The organism is Paenibacillus sp. FSL L8-0638 (assembly GCF_038593075.1).
In the GTDB taxonomy this organism is placed as follows: Bacteria; Bacillota; Bacilli; order Paenibacillales; family Paenibacillaceae; genus Paenibacillus; species Paenibacillus polymyxa_D.
Genome location: NZ_CP151960.1, coordinates 1,033,094 through 1,050,002, shown reverse-complemented (window position 1 = coordinate 1,050,002; position 16,909 = coordinate 1,033,094). Strand labels below are relative to the sequence as shown.

Here is a 16,909-nt window from a genome sequence, read left to right as displayed (position 1 = left end):
TGTTGTAAGCTGCTATACGTCCGTCCAGGTGGCAGTATTGTTCCCTGTCGGCCCATTGGATACGGAAGTCGCATCTATCACGGTAGCTTGCTCTGCTCCGGCAGGAAGCGAGGGGCTCAGCAGCAGCAATGCAGCTGCCAGCTGAGCGGTTAACTTCTTATTTTTCATGGTGTCATTCTCTCCCTACCGATAAAGTCACCTAAATTAACAGGGGAGTTCGTCCCCTCAACATTCCATTCGCCAGCTTGATATGGATCTGTATTACCAATGACCGTACCACTGTTCCGTCCCAAGGCCTGCCCTTGACCAATAACTGCCATATCAATGAGCACGTTGTTGTAGTACAGCTTAAGCGTAACGGGTTCCGAATTGTTATGTTGTAACTGCAGGAAGGTATAATACCAATCTTCCGATCCGAACGAACTCAAATCATTCGCAATCACAAAGGTTTGCCCAGGCATAATGACATCTCCGACATTGGCATTTATGGTAATCGGGTCTAGTTGGTCGGATCGCTCAATCCATATTCTATTTTTCTCCAACGGTCTGTTGGTAGGGTTGTACAATTCAATCGCCTGGTCCAGATAATCCGGTTCGCCTTGCCACACGACTTCGGAAATGAACAAATCTCTTTTCTCAACAATCACTGGAATCGTAAAAGATGTCGTTTCACCACGATTATCATTTGCTGTCATCGTAAGGAACGTCACACCATTACGCAACGGTTGTATGAAAAGTGTATTCCCTTCTACCTGCCCCCCTGCCACCAATGGATCAGAAGACACCACAGTATAGGTCAACGTGTCGCCATCCTCATCAGAGAACATATCATTCAGCTGCAATATTTGCTGACCATCTCCCGGGTCCAAATATTGAGGTTCAGGCACACGGATCACTACCGGACGATGATTTACGGGTTGAGGAGCTTCAACTTGGAGCATAAATGAAGTGAAAGAAACGCCCCCACGGCCATCATTCGCCGAAATCTCAATCATCGTAATACCAGCGTTATGCAGTGCTACAAATGAATCTTCTCCATTCTCCACCACACTGCCTACTTGGGGATTGGAGGAAGTGAGGGTATACGTCAAGGTGTCGCCATCCTGGTCCATAAATAACGAACCTGGATACAGCATCAGCTTGTCCTGTAACACATTAGTAACTACGATAGGTAAATGAGGCAAAGCCACAGGTATGTGATTCTCAGACTGCGGATCAGGCAAAGGCGCATTCACCATAGCAGCAAATTGAAGCGAGGCTGTGCCTCCCTTGCCGTCATGGGCTGTTATAGTCATTAGACTAGTGCCGGCTTGAAGCGGCGTAAGCATAAGCTGATCGCCTGTAACTTCTCCTGTGGCCACTTCTGGCGAAGCCGATTCCACCGTGTAGGTCAGTGCATCGCCATCCTCGTCATTAAACAAGTCAGACAGACTAATCTGCTTGCCACCTTCATTTAAGAGCAAAGGAATGTCATTTAGGCTGTTGCTCGCGCCAGGACTGTGATTAATGTCCTCCTCATAAGTAGAGCTGGTCACTGTATAGTTGAAAAACACGCTCGCTTTGCCGCCTTTTCCATCCTCTGCCGTAACAAATACCTGTGTGCTTCCTACTGATTTAGGTTTTAAAGTAAGCTGTTTATTTGCCACTTCTGCTTCTGCTACATATACATCCGAAGTGACCGCATGATACGACAACTCATCCTGATCGGCATCGTAAAACACATTTTTCAAATCCACTAGCGTATCTCCGGAACCCATAATGGCATATTGATCGGAAGGAACTATAGCTGAGACAGGTACATGATTAGGTGTTGGTGTTGGTGTTGGTATTGGTGTTGGCGTTGGATTCGTTGTAGAACTGCCACCGCCACCACCGGATGAACTTTTTTTAGTGCTTGTTGAGGATGTATCCGAAGATGCATCCAACGTGGTATCACGTATAATTTGAGTCTCTGTTCCCCGCTCCGCAAGACGGGTCTGTACAGTCTGTATCCCATTGGCGAGACGTACCTGTGTATCGGCAAAATTCAGTTTAAGCTGCTGCCATACACCACTTCCCTGGATCTGAATAGGCTCATGCGTATCTACGATCATTTCGTTTACGTCTGCATGAATCTCTACATTTTTGGCGCCCTGCATCAAGGTTACCTGAGGTAACGTAGCTCCTTGAATTCGCACAAAATCCGCTGCAATAGCTAACTTGCCTTTAAATTCTGACCCTTTGCTATACAAAGTCACCGGATGTTGGGCTGTACCACTTTGCACAATTTGAAGCGCCGACAGATCAGCTACGTTTCGGTTCGATGCCTGATAGGTCAGGGTAGCCCCTTGAAGCGCCGGCACATTGTCCGCTCCGAACAGTTGCTTCAATTGCTGGCCGATCAAATAGGGCTTTCCATCCATATAAGCGATATCCCCGTCGATACGAGAAAGGATTCCCGTCCGTTCACCCGATTGGAACACATTCACCAGAAAGGCTGCGATATCTTGACGTTTTACCTGTACTTTAGAGTCAAACCGATTATCCGGCGTATCCATTAACCCCAGTTTGAGAGCTGCTTCTACGTTGTTTTTGGCCCATGAACTCACCTGATCCCCATCAGAAATGTCTTGAACATCTCCGCCTTGAACATGGGTTCCTCCAATCGCTCTCACCAGAATTGCTGCCAATTCCTCACGGCTCACCGCAGCATTCGGGCGGAAAGCACCTGATTCATCTCCGGTCATTAGACCTGCCGCACGTACAGCTTCTATATAAGAAGCGGCCCAACTCCCCTGCGTATCCTTAAAAGTTACTGCTTGCTCCGTAGCGTCAAGCTTAAGTGCATTAGCCAGCAAAGCTGCCATTTCCTTGCGCGTTAACGGTTGATCTGGACGGAAGGAACCATCTGGATAACCCGTGATTAGTCCTTGCTTCACAGCCTCCTGCACCGCCTGTAATGCCTGGGATGACATAGTGGATTGATCTGTAAAAGAGACTGTACTGGCTTTAGTCACAATCGCAGACGTCTCCCCTTTCGTTTCCGCATGAACAAGCTGGGGCCCCCATGCCATACCTGCCAGCAACGTCATCATCAGCACTTTTTGCCATTCTTTATTTGTTTCTTGATTCATCAGACTCTCCCCCGTAAACGGTTCATTCTTGTTATTAGTGAAAAGATCTTATCATCCGCCTCTGAACCAATTCTGAACAATATTAAAATTTTATTTTTTTCTCAGTCTGGATTTTGTAGCAAATGAAAAAAGAGCGCTCAGCCAGATGGGCTAAGCGCTCTAAAACTTCTATAAAACGTTGATGTACAGGCCGTGTCAGAAAGCCGTAGGATTCCATTGAAAGGTAGCCGCGGACTTGGATGGAAGGGTAGATTTGAAAACCTTATTTCCCTGCCGAACCTTAAATGTCTTTGTGTTCTCTCCCGTATTGGCGGCAATCAGGACAAGCGTACCGTCCGGGTTGCAGTAGGCGACCGTTTCGATACTTCCACTATAATGTGTAGAATCAATACGTACCGCACCTGGACGGACAAATTTGCTGGCGTGCCCAATCGCATAGTACTCCACATTTTTCGTAACTGCACCGCTTAACGGGTCGATGGTCACTACACCTCTACAGTTGGTGCACCCCCCATTGGTCGGCCCCCCGGACGGGTCAAGTGCAATATTCCAAAAGAGGACATTTTGCGACCAGTTTCGGGGTGCACCAATGATCAGCTTGGACATATCCCAGCTCAAATCATCTCCAAAGCCCGGACTCCACGCTCCCCCACTACATTCTGTCATATATACAGGCTTATCTGGAAAAGCATGATGCACATCTTTCATCGCCGTAGGTTCTCCTTTGTAGCAATGAAAGGCTGTTCCATGCGTATAGTTTCGAGCTTGTTCATCTCCTAACACGGTCTTGGCATATTCACTCCCTGTATCCCAGTTATGGTCAAAGGCAATAATCTGAGTAGATAAATGGTTTCGATTTAGGGTTGGGCCCAGATATTGTTTAATAAAATTCGCCTGTTCTGCTGCCCCCATACTCATGCTGGGATACTTGGACGTCGTGAATTCTGGCTCATTTTGAATGGAAATCGCCTGAATCGGAATCCCTTCGTTCGCATAAGCCTGTAGGTAACGAACAAAATAGTCAGCATAAGCCTGGTAGACGCGCGGATCGGTATAGTCCAAATACCAGCCGTTATAAATCTGCTCCCCATATTTCATCCAGGGTGGAGCTGTCCACGGGGTCCCCATAATCTTTAAATCCTGGTTTCTTCTCAGGATTTGCTTCAGCACATCGATCACATCCCGATCCTTGGCGATGGAGAAATGATTCAGCTCATAGTCCTTGCCTGTTGCCACATCGTCATAGGTATAGCTGCCAGGCTGTCCCTGTTCATCTACGGAATAATCTGAGGCTCCAATGGTATGGCGAATATAACTGAGTTGAATGCCACTGGCTGTAAACAAATCATTTAGCAGCTGATCACGCTGATTGGCAGACATGCCATGATTCATCAGGTATGCGGACGAACCGGACACCGCTGCGCCAAATCCCTCCATTGTCTGATAATGAATATCTGGCTTAATCTCAATCGTCAGTGTATCCGCATTCGCTGCATTTTCTTTACTGTTATCCTTATCCCAACGGATCGGGGTTTGTTGGGTTAGGCGATTCGCCGGATCGGGTGTTGTTAGCCACATGTTGACGTTATTTTCTGCTTTCGGCCCCGGAACATTCCGTATAGCCATACTGGCCAGGACTGCACAGATCAAAATGGCTACTACAGCTATAAGCAGCCAGATGTCAGTACGTCGTTGCTTTTGGAGTTTCTTCATCTAATATCCTCCTCTCCCCATCACTAGCCTGTCCCCACTCTCTCTACTATTTCAGCTTTCACTTGGGTTTCCCTTTGCATACCTGTTGGACGTGTACATACCGATAGCAAAAAGAGAGCCGGTGCTTGTGCCCGTGCTCTCTTGAATATAACCATTTTAAAACAAATGTAACGGGATTTACTTTTTTGCCTTTGCTGTAGAGGTAGCCGGAATCGTAACACTTCCTGTCAGTCGTAAATCCTGAGAGGAACTGCCCACATAAATGGGCACTTCACCCGCCGGCATAACCCATGCTTTGGACTTTTCATCCCAATAAGAGAAAGCTTTCGGGTCGAGCTCAATGCGAACCCTCTTCTCTTGACCCGGCTTCAATTCTACCTTGGACCAGCCTGCCAGTTGACGGGATGGAGTCTCTACATTTGTCGGAAGCTTACCGCTGTACACCTGTACAACCTCAGCTCCGGCTGTTTTGCCGGTGTTCTTCAATTTGAGCGAAACTTCTACGGAACTCATACGATCGGATTTTTTTCCACTCGCATGCTGTTTGGTTTTCAGATCGCTATATCCGAATGTCGTATAGGATAAACCGTGTCCAAAGGAGAACGCCGGTTGAATACCCGATTTCTCATACCCACGATAGCCTACAAAAATACCATCTGAATAGTCACCTATACCGTTCACACCCGGAAACTTCTCTGGTGAGGATACAGGTGTAGACTGCTCGTTAACTGGGAAGGTTACCGGCAATTTGCCCGAAGGATTTACATCTCCAAATAAGACGCGCGCTATAGCATTCCCTTGCTCTTGTCCAGCAAACCATGCTTGTACGATGGAAGGGACTTTGTCCTGCCATGTATCCATTTGCACGGCTCTACCGCTCATTTGTACGACAATGGTTTTCGGATTTACAGCCGCAACCGCACGGATCAGCCGATCCTGATTATTCGGGAGCTCCATATCGGAACGCTCAACATATCCCTCACTCTCATACGTGCGCGTAACAACAATCGCAACATCCGATTTTTTCGCCAATTTCACAGCGTTGTCAATCAGCTTATCTGACGTATCTGCCGGAGGTTCCCAGCCCAGACGAACCATACCACCGGAATCCCGACCATTGGTCGGATAATCAGCGCGGTATTCAATACGTATCTTGTGCTTTTCACCCGCTTTAAGGGAGATGTTTTTCTTCGTAGTGCCCAGCTTTTCACCTTGATTGTCCACGAAAAGCTTATCGTCGAGATACAGCTTGCTTGATCCCAAACTGGTTAATGACAATGCATAGTCACCATCCTTGGGAGCTGCAATTGCCCCTGTCCAGCGTGCAGATATCAAGCCGTTCAGTGTCGTTGGTGTATTTGGAACTTTAGGGGACTTCGCATTGAAGCCCTGATAATTATAAAATCCAAGGTTCATATTGACTTGGTCATCATTGCGTACAAGAATCGGATTGCCTTCCATCTTGTTATTCTTCCAGTATTCGCCTCGAAGCCCCTGTTCGCCATCTCCATAAGTCGCATATCCAACACTGATATCCTCTTTCTCATCAGATGTAGTCAGCAGTGAAGACGGAACAGCCGATGGACCTGGCATAATGTCTCCTGCAGAGATCGGGTCTGTACCCGGTGCATATTGGACGGTAACTCCTTTGCCGACACGATTGCGGATGCCCTCTAACGGACTCACGGTATACGTCGGATTCACCAGCGAACTGCCTCCGCCTGCCACAGTGCCGTTATCTGCATCGGGGCCAATTACAGCAATAGACTTGAGTTTATCTTTAGACAATGGCAATGCATTGTTTTTATTTTGAAGCAGTACCATACTTTCCTCAGCCAATTGACGGGCTGTCTTGCCATGGTCACGGGCATCAATTTGGTTATTTTGAGCCGGGTGATCAAATAAACCTTTGCTGAACATTTGCACCAGAATGCGCCCAGCCTTATCATCAATCGTTTTTTCACTTACCTTACCATTCTTGACAGCAGCCAGCAGCTGATCTCCCCATTTTCCATAAGGAGTCCCCGGTGTTTCCAGATCCAAGCCACTATTTGCCGATTCGACTGTACTCAGGTTCGCGCCGTAATCACTCATCACGAAGCCCTTGAATTGCATTTCCTTTTTCAAGAGATCTGTCATGATGGTCTTGTTCTCACATGCCGATTCGCCATTGACCTTGTTAAAGGAGCACATAGCTCCGCCCAAGTCTGCTTTGGCAATAGCCTCCTGAAACGGACGTATGTAAATTTCATGCAGCGCACGGTCACTGACTTTGACATTTGTTGTGAAACGCTCTGTCTCCTGATTATTCATAAGGTAATGTTTGGCAGTCGCCAGAACAGGATGACTTTGTATACCTTTGACATAAGCGGTCGCCATTTGCGATTGCAGTAGCGGGTCTTCGCCCATAGATTCAAAGTTTCGCGATCCCCATGGAATACGGGCAATATCCATCCCGGGTCCAAGCACCACATTATGAGTTGTATTAAAAGCCTCGTCTCCGAGCAAATCCCCATACTGTTTGGCAGCTTGGGTATCCCACGTTGCAGCCAGCGCAATTGGAGCAGGCAACGCAGTCGATTGCTTGTCCTGCACATCCGGATTAGCGATACGTATACCTGCAGGTCCATCTGCCATCGTCAGCGCCGGAATGCCCAACCGCTCCATCGAATTATTATAGAATCCATAGTAATTGTTGACCTTGCCAGTCACCAAATCTATTTTTTCTTCCAGCGTCATTTCCTGTAGCAGCAGCGCTGTCCGTTTCTCAGCCGACAGGCTCGTGTTCATCCAAGGCCGATCTGTCCGGCTTCCTGCCGCTCCTGCAATATTCATAGGTCCGATCACGACAGCCGCGATCACTGTCATCATCACCATACGGAACAACCATGTTGATTTCACTTTCACGTTTGTAATTCCTCCTTGATGTTAGGTCATGAGGTGAATGACTATTCAACGCTCACAGGCTTGCAAAGGCTCTCGATCCTGCGAGCTCCGACAAGAATCCAGAGCCACGGGATAAGCAAGCAAGTCAGCAAAAGCCGCAATGGCTCAAGTGACACGTTTACCACCCTACCGCACATTTTCGGAAATTTCATTGAAAGTTTTTGGAAATTAAATACTAGGACCTTCATTCTTTTTCATAAAAAGAGAGCGTTCACAATTCAGTTAACCGATGAATAAATTACACTTTTGTAACTTTTTAATGACGGTTTTTTAACTAATTTAAATCACAAAAAATGATTCATATGTCCCACTCTAGATTTACTCATATGGCGTTACCTAGCGTGCGACCAAAGTCGCTATTTGGGAATTGGAAAGACTTATGTATACAAAAATAACGCTCACAAACAAAAAAATTCCAGAGAACCTGAAAGGTCCCTGGAATGAATGCGATTATTCAAATGGATACCGAAGCCCCCACTGTGAACGAATCTGATCCATCAGTTTCATAATTCCTAATGATTCGTCTAAAGAAATAGTAGAACTTTCGAGCAAACCTTCGTTTAAGCAACGCCCGACTTCTTCTGCTTCAAAGGCATAGCCTGTAGAGGATCGGTCATCCTGAAAGTGTTGTGCCTCTTCACCGTCCACAACTAAAGTAGCCGATGTGCTGTTTAGGAATGACGGAATGTGAATATAGCCCTTGGTTCCATGGATGTATGCCTCATTCGTCAATCCGAGACGGACTGCCCCGTTAAGCATAGCCGTGCGTCCTTGTCCATAATCCAGCAAGATCGAAAATGTCTCGTCAACGCCTGTCTCCCCGATATGAGCAGTGCTCCATACATGCTCAGGTTCAGGACCGAAGACCATTGAAGCAAAAGAAACCGGATAAATTCCTGCATCTAACAGAGCACCTCCGCCCAGATCAAGGTTCAAAAGCCGGCCCTCCGGGTTCCAATCTACCCGAAAACCAAATTCTGCCTTAACCAGCTTTACCTCGCCAATGTGTCCCGCATGTATCCACTCCTGCACTTGGCGAATCGGAGGCAAAAAACGTGTCCACATTGCTTCCATCAGGAATAGCTTACGCTCACGTGCAAAGCCGATTAGTTCCTCCAATTCTTTGCTATTGACGGTGAAGGGTTTCTCACACAAGACCGCTTTGCCCGCCCGAAGAGCCGTCAGAACATTTTCTTTATGAAAAGGATGAGGAGTCCCTACGTAAATAGCATCTACCTCGGGATCTTGTGCTAATTCCTCATAGCTCCCGTAAGCTCGTGATATTTGATGCTTAGCTGCAAATTCGGTAGCGCTTTCAATAGTACGTGATCCAACGGCATACCCTTCTCCATTCGTAACATGCGCCAAATCCGCCACAAATTGATCCGAAATCCAGCCTGTGCCGACAATTCCCCATTTAATCTTTTTGCTCATACTTGTGTCCCTCCCAGCAATTTGGTTAACGTTGACTTACAACATACCCTTTTATTCTAGCAAACGCCTGTCCTAAACAAAAGAAATTCCTGCTCAGCGATAGTTTATATTGCGGCTTGGCAGCAAGACGACACGGCGGCCACTAAGTCACACATTTTGAACTGGAATTTCCCTCAGCATCGTCTTGGTTCAGGATCATTTTATTGAATAATGTATCTGTAAAACTTTTTATCCACTTTCATGACTGGAAAACCAATCGGCAATTCTCCTGTATCTACACTAACAAATCCATTCTTCTCATAAAATCGATGAGCTGCTACGAATTGTGGTGTTGTTCCAAGATAGATTTCTTCAATAGACCTTTCCTTAGCCCATCCTATGGCATGATGCAATAATTGATTCGAAATATTGAATGTTTTACCTCTATAATTTTGTTTTACAAACATCTTTCTAAGTGCTGTCTTACGATTCCCAATATCTAACAAAGCTATAGTCCCTATTACGGTTCCTTCACGAAGAGCCACCCAGAAGTTGCCGTTGCCACGCTGATAAAAGTTTTCAATATCAAGCAAATCTGGCTGATCTTCTTTGGTTATGGCGATATTATATTCATCTTTTTGAATATGTAAAATTAAATCGACAACTTGTGATTGATACTCGGTTGAGTACTCTTTTAGAAAGATACTTTTAAACATCGTTATGTTCTCCTATGATCGTCAATTGTTATACTGTTAGATTTCCATCAAACCACAGAACCTAAAATATTACCCATATCTCCTTATTCGTGCTTGATAAACGCTCAATATTAAATAACTCAACCTCCGCAACTAAACTAAGTTTCCACCTACACAGTCGAGGATTTGAAACCATTGTCTAGATGCGAACGTTGAGTTCATTATAAATCTATATACATCAGAATTCTATTCTACGCTTGAAGCTGTGTAAGAATTTGCGGGTCCTTGATCTTCTGATCCTCGGCCAACAACACTATTTTGGATAAAATCTCGGCTGTTCTTGGGTCTTCGTCCAGAAACGGCAGGAAGATGCGTCCACGATGCTGCGAATGCACCGGAATAATATGCAGCGCTCCCTTCGCTTGCTTATAGACACCCCCGCTTCCCAAATGCACAGCATATTCGCCAAGAGTCCCATCTACACGTGCATAATTCCCATCCACACGTACATTGCTAATTTTCAGCAGGCGAAGTGATTCCTGCACAATGACCCTACGCATTTCAATCGTCGTCAGACTGGCCTCTGGATCAACGCCGCCTACATGGGCAACACTGACGACCAGATCCACGTCCCGCATAACTTCGGAGAACAGAACAGGAGGAACTTCGTCCAACGGTACGCTCTTATACGTTGTCCGATCAAAGAACTGCACGGTCTCCAGCGTAGGAGCCTCGGTATCTGCTGGTGAGAACCAGTCCGCCATGGCATACAGGTTGGCAATCAGATTCTCAGCATAGTACACCTTCTGGAGTCCATCCTCATAGCTGACCGTCCATTGGCGACCTTTCAATAGGGATACCGTCTTATTCGGCTGTACCTGGTGTCCCGCATATCGACGGGAAACGGTCGCGTTGGCACGTTCATCAGCATTCAGCAGGTACAGCTCACGGAACACCTGCTTAAATGGCTGGCGTATCTGACGGTCGAATAAGTCCTTCTGGAAGTCGCTCCAACGGCCACTTTCGAACAAGTGAAGGGGGTGAGCGATAATCAGCTTATCCTCTTCTCCTATAGAATGCTGTTCAGCAGAAGGATCAGTCAACAACAACGTATCCCCATTAAAATATCCGAGGTGCTCGCCAGCCTTGAAAACCAGTGTCCGCACCAACGGAGCAAGCACAGGATTACCCAGCAATCCTCTCAATTCCTTCACCATAAAGGTCGTGCCAGACTCCATAGAGCGCTCCAATTCCTTCCGAGCTCTGCGATACTGATCCACCAGATCTCCTTTAAGCTCCTTCAATGCCGTAATATACTCATCCTTCTTGAAACGAGCCGGAATGGATTTCAGCGTCTTGCCTTTGCTGACAATTTCAATATCTGCCGCTCCTTCATCATCAATGACGAGCTGCACCATTGTAGCCTCGTCCAAGTCATGGGGCTCGAAATAAGACCGGAGATCATCCAGCTTGCGAGCCTCCATGTCCCAGACGAGACGGGTTACGTCATCATAACCTGCGTTACGCGCCAAATTCCCGAGCGCAATCCGCGAAACCAGTGCCTCACTGGCCTTACGCTGTGCCCCAAATTTTTTGCTTTGTTCCAGAAACCTCTGGATAAAATCATAACGTTCGCGTACATCTGGTTCAGGTGGCTGAGCAAGTGGAATCAAACTGTAGGTCAGCAAATGGTCTTTGTTTCGCTTGTCTTCCACTGATTTTTCCATTTCACTCCGTTTGAGCTTACCCAGCGTCGCATCCGCAAACAACTGGGATCGACGATGATTGGCTCCAGCCGAAATATACTTGGCACAATCGTACAGCAGATCAAAACGTTCCTCGCCCAACGTCTCGTAAGCCTCATGAAACCAGTTAATATCGAAGGCACCATCATTAAAATCTTGCGGAGCAATCGGCGAGTAATGAGCTACAATCGTTTCCTTCTCGGCCGAAAAACCTTCATTGATATGCGCATGGAAATACCATGCCGCACTGCGAAGTCCTTCCCATCCGAGATAACCCGCTACAATCTCAATCCACTGCGGGGCATACATTGCCGCCTCCAGCAGACGTTTATCTGTAATTTTAGTGTCCTTTAACTTTTCCTTGAGCAACGTGGCATCCTCGCCATCACTCGGATAACATGCCTTGAGCAAGTGACTGAACGATTCCTTTTTGGTAATACGATCACCGTAACCGTACACATAACCACGCACGAATGTTTCCTTGTCGAGACCCTCCAGAATACGGATAAAATAATCCATGCCTTCAATTCGGTTCAAGCCCATAACCTTTGGCGTAGCCTCGGTAGGCAAATCGCCTCGAACCAATTCAACCTCTAACAGTCGATCAATAACCGTACGGCGTATCTCCAAAAATTCCGGGTTGCTAGAAATCCATGTATTGCGGACATTGGTTAAGGTACTCATATGTCTTCTGCTTTCACTACCGGCCAGCAGTTCCCGATATACTTCACCTACACCAATCAACCCTTTTTCATAGGCTTTGAAATAATCCTCCAGATCCAGCGGAGAGTAAAAACGATTTTCCGCTCCTGGCAGTTCTGCGTAGTTCACAAAGGTATGGAAAAAACGCTTAAAGGACTCATCATCATGAACCTGCCCCTTCTCCAGCGCCACCCACGGGCCGGACAATAGATGGAGCATTCCCAAATCCTCTGCTGGTCTGTCCTTAGGCACGCACTGCATTAGTGAATTTAAAGCAAGGTCGATTACGTCAAATGTTTCAGCTCCGGCTGTGTCCATAAAATAAGCATTGATTAATGTGCTTACCTGATCGGAATAGGTCAGCTCTGCCATCCACTTCTGAATCTCGTTAATCCGATCCACAGGATACATTTGCTCGGCGAAATCTTTACGCCATCCTTCCAGCAGCTTGTGCTTGCTTAGCTCTGAATAGTCCATGTTAAAAGAAAAGTATCGATAGTAGCGATCCAGCGTTCGGTCCATAGGCTCCAATCGGTCATAAAAAACAAGCTCCAGCAGTTCACGTGCTTCTATGCCGCTTTCCTGCAAATAACGGTCCCACTCCTCATAAAGAGGATATAAAGACAGCCTGGAATCTACTTCTTCATCGACCTGAACCAGCCGTAGAGGGCGAAGGTTCGTCCCAATAAGCAATGTATCTTTGTAGCCCGAATAATATTCCGCTGCATATTCCACATCACGATGATGATGAACAAGCTCATCCAGTCCAGTCAAAAACTGCTTGAGCTTCTCCAATGGACTAACAAAAACATCGGCCAATCTAAAATCATCCAGATCCACTTTCTCTTCCAACCAAGCTTCCTTGACATTCGGATCGTATAGGCCAAAACCGTTAGACCCTGTATAAGCATCCTCCTGTCCCAGTTTGGACAGCAGTTGCTCCTCTTTGGCGGTAGGTTGCTGTATGATATCCGCCAAAGCCCGCAGGTTTTCATACTGTTCGGCACGATCCGGGTCTGCATATATCTTCGTCAATACCTCCAGTCCACCCAATCGTTGCAGCTCCGCCTTAGCACGCAGCAAGCGTTCCAATGAGCCAGCGAGCGGCTCTTCCGATTGTGAGAGCAACACACCAATGACACTTTGTCGCAATGAGCCCGTCTTGAGCTTTAGTAAGGCTTCCATTTGTTGCATTTCTGGTTCCGACAGCGTCAGCTTACGCGCCTTGGCCACAGCGAACTCACGGATACTCATACTTTTGTCCGACAAACTGGAAAAAATAAAATCACGCTGTACCGTATCCTCAGGATTTTGCACAAAATGGTTCAACAGTTCGCCACGCAGATTAGGGCTAATCTGTTCCTTTAAGGCTATGATTTCCCCAATCCAAGAAGCGTCCATATCATAGCCAGCGAGATATAGCATTTTTTGAATAGGTGCATCTGAGCGGTGATACAGATTTACAAAATTTAGCACCTTGGAGGGCTCGGTGGACTCACCCTTTTTTATATGTACAAACAGGTTATGAAGTCGTTCAAAATCCTTACGCCGCTCCTCTTTGCTCTCCAGCAAAGGAGTGCGCACCACTTTAACGATCCGATCCGCGACCGTCCCGCCTTCTATCCATTCATAAAAATAATTGCTTGTATAGTTCGTCAGAATCCAATATTGAAGCTCCGGATCTGTTTCATCCAGATATTCTCTCGCAATTCCGAGGCGCACATCCTTGTTGTCACTGTTAGACAGTACATACAGTGCTACGATCTTCTGGTAAGTTGCTCCCTGCTCCATGAGTTTCCGAACCTGTCCATACAGATCACGTTCCTCATGTACTGCGGTAGCCCACAAACTCATATACACTTCATTAGCATTTGAGCTGGTCAGCCATTCCTGGCGCAGTTCACTACGAGTCAATGCTTCATATGCCTGCTCGATCAGTTGGCGAACGACCCGTTGATTGGCGGATTCCAAGCCCATTCCCGTCCATACTGCAAACGCCCGCACTACCGAGCTGTAACGAATGAAGCCTTGGTCGATGATCAACTTTAACAGATATATTAGAGCCTCCGGGGTTCCTTCATCCATTTGTTCCACAATACTTTGGCGCAATCCCTCTTGGAGTTTGGCAGCTGCCAGGAGCTCTCCGATCATGCGATAATTCTCCTCCTGATGACTCAGGAGCATGCCTTTAATCATATTGCGTGTAAGTAACGCCGCCTGATTATCCCCATAAATAATAGCTTTTAGCGCCTCAAGCACCTGTGAATTGCCGTTGTCTAGCTCGTAAGCAATCCAATCACCAATCGTTTCCTGAATCCGGTAATCCCTACCTGATTCATAATCTTTTTTCGTTAAATAATCCATTATAGAGAATCCGATACAGTCCATTCGGATCAACTGCACCATTCTTTTATAAATGCGGGAAGTATGGGCCGTAATATCCGAAGTACGAAACGGCTTTCGCGCATACCCGGTGCTGTATGGATATTCAGTCACATGCTCTGTTAGATGTGCGAATACATCGCCCGCTGTTTGTCCAATTAGAGCACGCAATACCTCTGTCAGTGGCTTAAACAGCGGTTCTCCGCTTTCTGTCGCCCGTTCTTTTAATATTCGCTGACATTCGTTAAATGGCTCCTCGTTCTCCTGTATGTAATGAAGCTTACTCAGTTCCACAACATACTGAGCCAACTCCTGTTGTTGTCCATCCAATTGCGCCGCGCGCTCCTTCAGTGTGGTGAAATATTCTTGCTCATTGTTCTCTTGATGCATATTTCATTTCCCCCTCTACCATAGGCCTCCAGCCAGCATTGTGAAGCGTATAAATACAATTTCATTCCCATCCTTAAGTGCCAAAGGAGCATCCAGTTCAATAGTTTCCTCGTCACACACAAAAACTCTGTATAAACCATCTTCAAAAGCCTGCATCGCTGTGTTCACAGCATCCTTAATATCCGGGACACCATCATTATATACGGAACCGAATCCTACTTTGCCTATCTCGCCTTGTGCCTCAACTTCCTCTCCCGTGAGGAATGGAATCAGCGCGACACTCTCCTGCTTATCCCGCAGCTTTTGAACATTCAAAGCAACGGTTGCAGTAATCAAATCTCGCAATGTTTCTGGAGCAGGACTCAGCTCTATTTCCTGTCGTGCGAGTGCGGGCTTGCGTTTTCCCAGACTTTTTACAGTTACAAGCAGCTTCATGTCGTTCCCCTTCCTTTTTATTCACGCTTTTGACCCGTTGTCAGCTGAATTTTTTGACCCATTTAAAACACCGTTAACAAAATCGAAAACGAATGTTTGTTCGTATATTTATTTTAATAGGTTCCTTATCATTACTCCATCACCCTTTATGACCAAAATTCATAATGCTGTAATACACTAAAATCTTAAAAAATAAGACTTTGTACCCTGATTTCGATGAAATTTATCCATATTAAGGATGAAAAAGAAAAAACCTGCACAAGGGAGACCATCTGCTCTTCACAGACTTCACTCCATTATACAGGTCAAATATCATCATAAATAATGTTTCAATACTTATTTAATTAAAATGCTGGAACAACGCTATCCTTGTAATTGTCCTCAAAAAATTTACGCACTTCCGGTCCGGTCATTCGCTTTGCCAGCTTTTGAATGGCATCGGAATCTGCATTATCCTTACGCGCTACCAGATTAATGGCAAAGTGTGTATCATCTTTTTCGGTAATCAGCGCGTCCTTCTTCGGTGTCAGACCGAGCGGCTTGGCATATGCGGGATACATGGCAGCCATGTCCACATCATCCAGTGAGCGCGCCAGCATCAACAAATCCACTTCCTTAAACACAAACTTTTTCTTATTCTCAATAATATCAGCCTGTGTAGCATTATAGCCTACGCCTTCTTTAAGCTTGATCAAACCGTTTTGCTCCATCATTACCAAAGAACGTCCTGTATTGGCCGGGTCATTGGCAATGGCAATAGTCGCACCTTCGGGCAGGTCTTTAACGTTCTTGTATTTTTTGGAGTACGCACCATAAATGGCGTTGTAAATTGGTTTTATTGCTACCAAATCAGACTTGTTGCTTTCATTATATTGTTGCATAAAAGGAGCATGCTGAAAGAAGTTAGCATCCACTTCATGGCTTGCCAATGCGTTGTTCGGTTGGATATTGTCTGAAAGCACGACGATTTCCAGATTGACTCCGTCCTGTTTAAGCAGCGGCTTCACGATATCCAGCACATCTGTCATCGGTGGGATGAGCGTCGCTATTTTCAGGGTCACTTCTTTTTGGGAAGTCGCTTCTTTAGACTGTGTTTCTTGTGTAGCCTGCTTTTGACCACCGCATCCGGCAACCAGTAGCATAACGACAGCAAATAGTGTAAGTAATTTCAAGTTCGTTTTCATGTTGTTTTTCCGACTCATTCGATGTGGAACCTCCAAATTAGTTGTGATCGGGAAGATAAAAATGAGTTACAGCATAGCCGCTTCGCGTGCAGATTGTTCTTCCGAACGCTGACGCTTCTCCAGAACAATTCTGCCCGCTCCGCTTTGAAGGCACTGTAAAGTCATTTTTATTTCCCATAGTGGGCGGTGCA

Annotated in this window: 9 protein-coding genes; all 9 read right to left on the bottom strand. The window is 46.2% G+C overall.

The window, feature by feature from the left end:
• Positions 1 to 12: 12 nt before the first annotated feature.
• Positions 13 to 168: a hypothetical protein gene (locus MKY35_RS04690; RefSeq protein WP_342445740.1), complete on the bottom strand. Its 156-nt coding sequence runs from the start codon at positions 166 to 168 to the stop codon at positions 13 to 15.
• Complete coding sequence (locus tag MKY35_RS04685) at positions 165 to 3,113, bottom strand: S-layer homology domain-containing protein (protein ID WP_342445739.1); 2,949 nt, start codon at positions 3,111 to 3,113, stop codon at positions 165 to 167. The genes MKY35_RS04690 and MKY35_RS04685 overlap by 4 nt, the downstream gene beginning before the upstream one ends.
• 195 nt (positions 3,114 to 3,308) lie before the next feature.
• Positions 3,309 to 4,826 carry a glycoside hydrolase family 30 beta sandwich domain-containing protein gene (locus tag MKY35_RS04680; RefSeq protein ID WP_342445738.1) on the bottom strand — a complete coding sequence of 506 codons (1,518 nt, stop codon included), beginning with the start codon at positions 4,824 to 4,826 and terminating at the stop codon, positions 3,309 to 3,311.
• 177 nt (positions 4,827 to 5,003) lie between these two features.
• Positions 5,004 to 7,733: a glycoside hydrolase family 3 C-terminal domain-containing protein gene (locus MKY35_RS04675; protein ID WP_342445737.1), complete on the bottom strand. Its 2,730-nt coding sequence runs from the start codon at positions 7,731 to 7,733 to the stop codon at positions 5,004 to 5,006.
• Between the two features lie 489 nt (positions 7,734 to 8,222).
• Positions 8,223 to 9,206: a Gfo/Idh/MocA family oxidoreductase gene (locus MKY35_RS04670; RefSeq protein WP_342445736.1), complete on the bottom strand. Its 984-nt coding sequence runs from the start codon at positions 9,204 to 9,206 to the stop codon at positions 8,223 to 8,225.
• A gap of 200 nt (positions 9,207 to 9,406) precedes the next feature.
• Positions 9,407 to 9,901 (bottom strand): GNAT family N-acetyltransferase, encoded by a 495-nt coding sequence (locus MKY35_RS04665; protein ID WP_342445735.1) that lies wholly within the window; start codon positions 9,899 to 9,901, stop codon positions 9,407 to 9,409.
• Positions 9,902 to 10,131: 230 nt separating this feature from the next.
• Positions 10,132 to 15,099, bottom strand: coding sequence for a DUF4132 domain-containing protein (locus MKY35_RS04660; protein WP_342445734.1), 4,968 nt, complete (start codon positions 15,097 to 15,099; stop codon positions 10,132 to 10,134).
• A gap of 15 nt (positions 15,100 to 15,114) precedes the next feature.
• Positions 15,115 to 15,534: a hypothetical protein gene (locus MKY35_RS04655; protein WP_069012920.1), complete on the bottom strand. Its 420-nt coding sequence runs from the start codon at positions 15,532 to 15,534 to the stop codon at positions 15,115 to 15,117.
• 344 nt (positions 15,535 to 15,878) lie between these two features.
• The gene (locus tag MKY35_RS04650) at positions 15,879 to 16,736 is read right to left on the bottom strand and encodes a MetQ/NlpA family ABC transporter substrate-binding protein (protein WP_039272474.1); all 858 of its coding nucleotides are present in this window, start codon (positions 16,734 to 16,736) and stop codon (positions 15,879 to 15,881) included.
• Positions 16,737 to 16,909 lie beyond the last annotated feature (173 nt).

Excerpts from the sequence above, each read along its gene's own strand:
- MKY35_RS04690 (WP_342445740.1), bottom strand. The coding sequence starts at position 168 with ATGAAAAATAAGAAGTTAACCGCTCAGCTGGCAGCTGCATTGCTGCTG.
- MKY35_RS04685 (WP_342445739.1), bottom strand. The coding sequence starts at position 3,113 with ATGAATCAAGAAACAAATAAAGAATGGCAAAAAGTGCTGATGATGACG.
- MKY35_RS04680 (WP_342445738.1), bottom strand. The coding sequence starts at position 4,826 with ATGAAGAAACTCCAAAAGCAACGACGTACTGACATCTGGCTGCTTATA.
- MKY35_RS04670 (WP_342445736.1), bottom strand. The coding sequence starts at position 9,206 with ATGAGCAAAAAGATTAAATGGGGAATTGTCGGCACAGGCTGGATTTCG.
- MKY35_RS04665 (WP_342445735.1), bottom strand. The coding sequence starts at position 9,901 with ATGTTTAAAAGTATCTTTCTAAAAGAGTACTCAACCGAGTATCAATCA.
- MKY35_RS04660 (WP_342445734.1), bottom strand. The coding sequence starts at position 15,099 with ATGCATCAAGAGAACAATGAGCAAGAATATTTCACCACACTGAAGGAG.
- MKY35_RS04655 (WP_069012920.1), bottom strand. The coding sequence starts at position 15,534 with ATGAAGCTGCTTGTAACTGTAAAAAGTCTGGGAAAACGCAAGCCCGCA.
- MKY35_RS04650 (WP_039272474.1), bottom strand. The coding sequence starts at position 16,736 with ATGAGTCGGAAAAACAACATGAAAACGAACTTGAAATTACTTACACTA.